Origin of the sequence: Mesorhizobium sp. M7D.F.Ca.US.004.01.2.1 (genome assembly GCF_003997785.1) — a bacterium.
Classification (GTDB): Bacteria; Pseudomonadota; Alphaproteobacteria; order Rhizobiales; family Rhizobiaceae; genus Mesorhizobium; species Mesorhizobium loti.
In genome coordinates this window covers 1-4,695 of the sequence record NZ_RZRQ01000410.1, presented here as the reverse complement: position 1 = coordinate 4,695, position 4,695 = coordinate 1, and the positions used below count along the sequence as shown (strand labels likewise).

5 protein-coding genes are annotated in these 4,695 nt (G+C 64.6%); 3 read left to right on the top strand and 2 right to left on the bottom strand.

Annotation, left to right across the window (positions count from 1 at the left end; all coding sequences use genetic code 11):
* Positions 1–1,317, top strand: a 1,317-nt coding sequence (locus EN993_RS31760; protein WP_164757939.1) for an AMP-binding protein, incomplete at its 5' end; no start/stop codon positions are given.
* A 117-nt stretch (positions 1,318–1,434) separates the two neighbouring features.
* Complete coding sequence (locus EN993_RS31755) at positions 1,435–2,409, top strand: nucleoside hydrolase (protein ID WP_127265739.1); 975 nt, start codon at positions 1,435–1,437, stop codon at positions 2,407–2,409.
* 44 nt (positions 2,410–2,453) lie between these two features.
* Here EN993_RS31755 and EN993_RS31750 read toward each other — a convergent pair whose 3' ends face one another.
* Positions 2,454–2,735 (bottom strand): hypothetical protein, encoded by a 282-nt coding sequence (locus EN993_RS31750; RefSeq protein ID WP_245469027.1) that lies wholly within the window; start codon positions 2,733–2,735, stop codon positions 2,454–2,456.
* Between the two features lie 308 nt (positions 2,736–3,043).
* Here EN993_RS31750 and EN993_RS31745 point away from each other — a divergent pair, with 308 nt between their 5' ends.
* Entirely contained in the window at positions 3,044–3,937 is an 894-nt protein-coding gene (locus EN993_RS31745; RefSeq protein WP_127265736.1) for a hypothetical protein, read from the top strand.
* 30 nt (positions 3,938–3,967) lie between these two features.
* Here EN993_RS31745 and EN993_RS31740 read toward each other — a convergent pair.
* The coding region (locus tag EN993_RS31740; protein WP_127265735.1) for an NmrA family NAD(P)-binding protein at positions 3,968–4,695 on the bottom strand (728 nt) is incomplete at its 5' end.

Here is a 4,695-nt window from a genome sequence, read left to right as displayed (position 1 = left end):
GTCTACCAGCCGCTCTTCACCGCCTTCGGACCGAAGGCCATCGACCACCGGCTGAAGACCAGTAGCGCCAAGCTCGTCGTCACCAACACAGCCAATCGCGGCAAGCTCGACGAGGTGGAGGATTGCCCCGAGGTCGCGACCATCCTTGCCCCCGGCGAAGCCTTGCCGGCTGAAGACATCGACTTCCGCGCTGCGTTCGCCGCCGCCTCACCCGAGTGCCAGCCGGTGATGCGCAGGGGCGACGATTTGTTCATGATGATGTCGACCTCGGGCACGACAGGGTTCCCCAAGGGCGTGCCGGTGCCGCTCAGTGCGCTGATGGCTTTTGGCGCCTATATGCGCGATGCCATCGGCCTGAGGCCCGACGACGTCTTTTGGAACATCGCCGATCCCGGCTGGGCCTACGGCCTCTACTACGCCATCACGGGTCCCCTGCTGCTCGGCATCGCCACGACCTTCAATGAGGGCGCCTTCACCGCCAAGAGCACCTACGACATCATCGAGCGCCTCGGCGTCACCAGCCTTGCCGGTTCGCCCACCGCCTTCCGTCTGCTGCTGGCCGAAGGACCCGAGGCAGCTGCCCGCGTCAAGGGCCGGCTGCGCGTGGTGAGCAGCGCCGGCGAGCCGCTCAACCCGGAAGTGATCCGCTGGTTCGACGCCCATCTCACCGCCCCGATCCATGACCATTACGGCCAGACCGAGAACGGCATGATGGTCAACAACCATCACGGCCTGTCGCACCCCGTGCGCCACGGCTCGGCCGGCTTTGCCATGCCGGGCTACCGCATCGTCGTGCTCGACGAAGCGGGCCAGGAGCTTGGCCCCAACCAGCCCGGCATCCTCGCCGTCGACATCGCCAACTCGCCGCTGCGCTGGTTCGGCGGCTATCACCAGGCCGAAACCCCGGCCATAGCCGGCGGCTTCTACCGCACCGGCGACACGGTCGAGTTCGAGCCCGATGGTTCGATCAGCTTCATAGGCCGCGCCGACGACGTCATCACCTCCGCCGGCTACCGCATCGGCCCGTTCGACGTCGAAAGCGCGCTGATCGAACATCCGGCGGTCAACGAGGCAGCGGTCGTCGGCGTGCCCGATCCGCAGCGCACCGAAATCGTCAAGGCCTTCGTCATCCTGGCGCCTGCCTTTCAAGGCAGCGAAGCGCTGGCCGAGGAACTGGCGCAGCACGTCCGCAAGCGCCTCTCGGCCCACGCCTATCCGCGCGAGGTCGAGTTCGTCAGCGAGTTACCGAAGACGCCGAGTGGCAAGATCCAGCGGTTCCTGCTGAGGAAGGCCGAGGTGGAGAAGCGGAAGGGGTAAGCGGGGCTACGCAGGGGGCCCGAGTGGCTCTGGATCGGTCGAGCACCCGAACCTTGACGGCGCGGGCACGGCAGTCTCTTGTTCCAGCAGATTCGGCCGGCAAGGGAGGTGCCCACCATGGAAAAGATCATCCTGGACTGCGACCCCGGACATGATGACGCCATCGCCATCCTGCTGGCGGCAGGCAACCCAAAGATCGATCTTCTCGGCATCACGACGGTTTCGGGCAACCACAATGTCGAGAACACCACGCGCAATGCGCTTTCGGTATGCACCGCCTATGGCATCAAGGTGCCGGTGGCGAAGGGCTCTCCCGGCCCGCTCATCATCGATCAGGTGCTGGCCGTCGAGATCCATGGCGATACCGGGCTCGACGGCCCCGTACTGCCGCCCGCCTCGTTCGAGCTCGACAAGCGGCATGCCGTCGACTTCATCATCGACACCGTCATGGCGCATGAGCCGAAGACGGTCACGCTGGTGCCGGTCGGTCCCTACACCAACATCGCGCTTGCCGTGCGCAAGGATCCTCGCATCGTCGAGCGGGTGAAGCGGGTCGTCGCCATGGGCGGGAGCTATACCAGGGGCAACATCACGCCCGCGGCGGAGTTCAATGTCTACGGCGATCCGGAAGCCGCAGACGTGGTATTCCGCGCCAACTGGGACGTCACCATGGTGGGTCTCGACCTCACCCATCAGGCGCTCGCCACCAAAGAGCTTCAGGACCGGGTGCGCACCGTCGGCGGCCCGATGGCCAAGTTCATTCTCGATATCTGGGAGTTCATCGCGACCACGCATGGCGGCCTGCTGCAGATCGAATATCCCGCCGTCCATGACGCATGCTGCGTCGCGGCCATGATCGACCCGACCGTCTTCACCACCGAGAAGGCCGATATCCGCGTCGAGCTTGCCGGCCGTTGGACCAAGGGCATGACGGTCTGCAATTTCGAGAAGATGGGCGGCATGCACCATTTCGGCGGCACGGCGAGCGAGCAGACCGACTTCCGCCACACCGTGGCGATGAAGCTCGACCATACGAAGTTTTGTGACCTGATTGTGGATGCGCTGGAGCGGTTGGCCAGGCAGAAGGCGTGACTGAAGCCGTATCCCTATGACCTGGTTGCTCCGCAAGCCATCCTTCAATGCGCCACGCCATCCGCAGCGTGGAGCAGCCTCCAGGTCAAACCAACGCGACCATGGAACTGCGAGGCAAAACGCTCTGCGGCCACACTCTCGAGGCCGTCATCGACGAGCGCCTCGATGCTTCGTCGCATCAAGGCAAGCTGCATCTGCCTGGCGTGTTCCAGGTCTGCCTCTCGCATGATTGCCGTGACGTGGTAGGCGACGACGGGCTGGCCGAGGCAAGATAGCAGCGCGTTGGCCTCGGCTGTCACTGCCGTAACTGCGTCTTCGATCTTCATTCTGGCGCTCCTCATCAAACATGATGCTGGCGCCTCCCCGCAAGGCGACTGTGGTCAGTCGCTTCTCTTTTTGAGTTCAGACTGCCCCGCGCGACCGAAAGCGGCCTCGCTGACAATTGCTGTCCTTCCAGATCCCTCGAGCAGCCTCGTTCGGCCCAAAAACACTATCCGCCAAATTTGATTCAAAGGCGACCGGATAGTTAATCGATGGTTAATGGGCCGATTGCATCCCTTGCGGTTGCTGCCGCGCAATTGCCGCAAAGCTGCCCGATGGCTCCCAGCTTGTGGATCGCCACAGGGGGTATGTCATGCGGCTGGTCTGGACCATCATCTTCGCGCTCGTGACCGGCACGGTTTTCGCGGCCTCGCCGGAGGACGATTATATCGCCGCACGCGACAAGGCGATTTCCGCCATCGCGGCAATGGCAAGTGCGAACGACCCCGTGGAAACGCTCGATGCCGCCGGGGCGAAGGCGTTGACCGATCTCGAAGGGCGTCTGTCCACCATTCTCGGCCCCTTGGCGGTTGCCGATTTCCCGGCAAACGGCACGATCAATCTCGGAAGCCTGAGCGATGCCGATATCGGGTTCGGCATGCTCGACGGTTTGCGATACGCCAAAAGCGACGACGGCCCGAGCCTCGTGGCAACGACGCGGGGGCTGCTCGAGCGCTGGCTCCAGTCCAGGGCAGCCGAACTCGACGAAAACTTCAGACTGCCCGCCGACATCGATGCGGCACTGAAGCTCGATGCTTTCTACACCCAGGCGATCAACAGCGACGCCGCGTTCACCGGGACGCTCGACTTGTCCCTGAAGAAGCCAGAAGGCGCAGACATCACCTTTGCACGGCTCGGCGGCTGGGCGCAGGACATAGGGCCGAACCCCGACCAGCAGGTCATTGTCACCATCGTCAAGGGCAACAGCGTCATGATCGCCTCGGCACCCGCGACACCGCCTGTTCCGAAGATCACGGCCTGCGACGCCGTGTGGACCTCGGCGGACGCCGCCGCCCAGAAATTCCAGGAGGCCTACCAAGCCTCGGACCTCAAGGACGAAACGGCGTATGATGCCGCCAACGTCGCCTGGGAAAAAGGTGACGCCGACTATCGCGCCTGCATGGGCCAGCACCTGCCGAGCGAGCCTGTCTTCCCGGCACTTCTCGCCCAGGCCCAGACGCTTGCCGATCACATGGCCGGCAAGTAGGCCCTCCGGCGGCGTCGGCACCATGCCTCCTCAGCCCCGCCGCTGTTGACCCTCGGCGTCCGCTATCGCCACATAAGCGCTCTCGATGGTCTCGAACGTCAGCTCCGGATACAGCGCCCCGGCTTCCGGTGTAGCCGTCTCAAGCGCGGTTTCGCCGCGAATCCAGAACGCCCGCAGCAGTCCGAGCCAGGGGGCTGACGCGATCATCGCCTCAAGCTCCGCCGCATTCTGCTGCACGATGCGCGGCGAGCGGCCGCTCACCCGGCGCCACAGGTCGATCATTTCGCTCTGGGTTGTCCGGTTCCGGGCGATCCGGATTTCGCTGCGGACGGCACTGGGGTCGTTCAGCGCGCGCAAGGTGACCGCGGCGATGTCCTTCTCGCTGACGAACGTCGCCGGCACATTGCCGTCGCCATAAAGCGTCACCTCTTCGGGAGGCAAAGGCGACGGGCCGAAGCGCATCAGATCGCCCAGCGTCGCCACCCAGGTCGAAAAGAAGCCGTTGGTATAGATCACCGTATAGGGCAGATCCGCTTGCTTGATTGCGTCGAACACGGCTCGCTTAAGGTCGAGCGGCGGAACCGAGCCCGGTGCGGCGGCGGCAAAGTCGAGGCCGAAGCCGGCGGAAGGCACGTAGCGGGAGACGCCTGCATCCCTCAGCGCCCGCACCAGCGTCATCTCGCTGGCCGAAGCCACATGCACCGAGCTGATGACGCGGTCGACCGCGCCTGCGGCGCGGTCGACCGCGTCATCAGCTC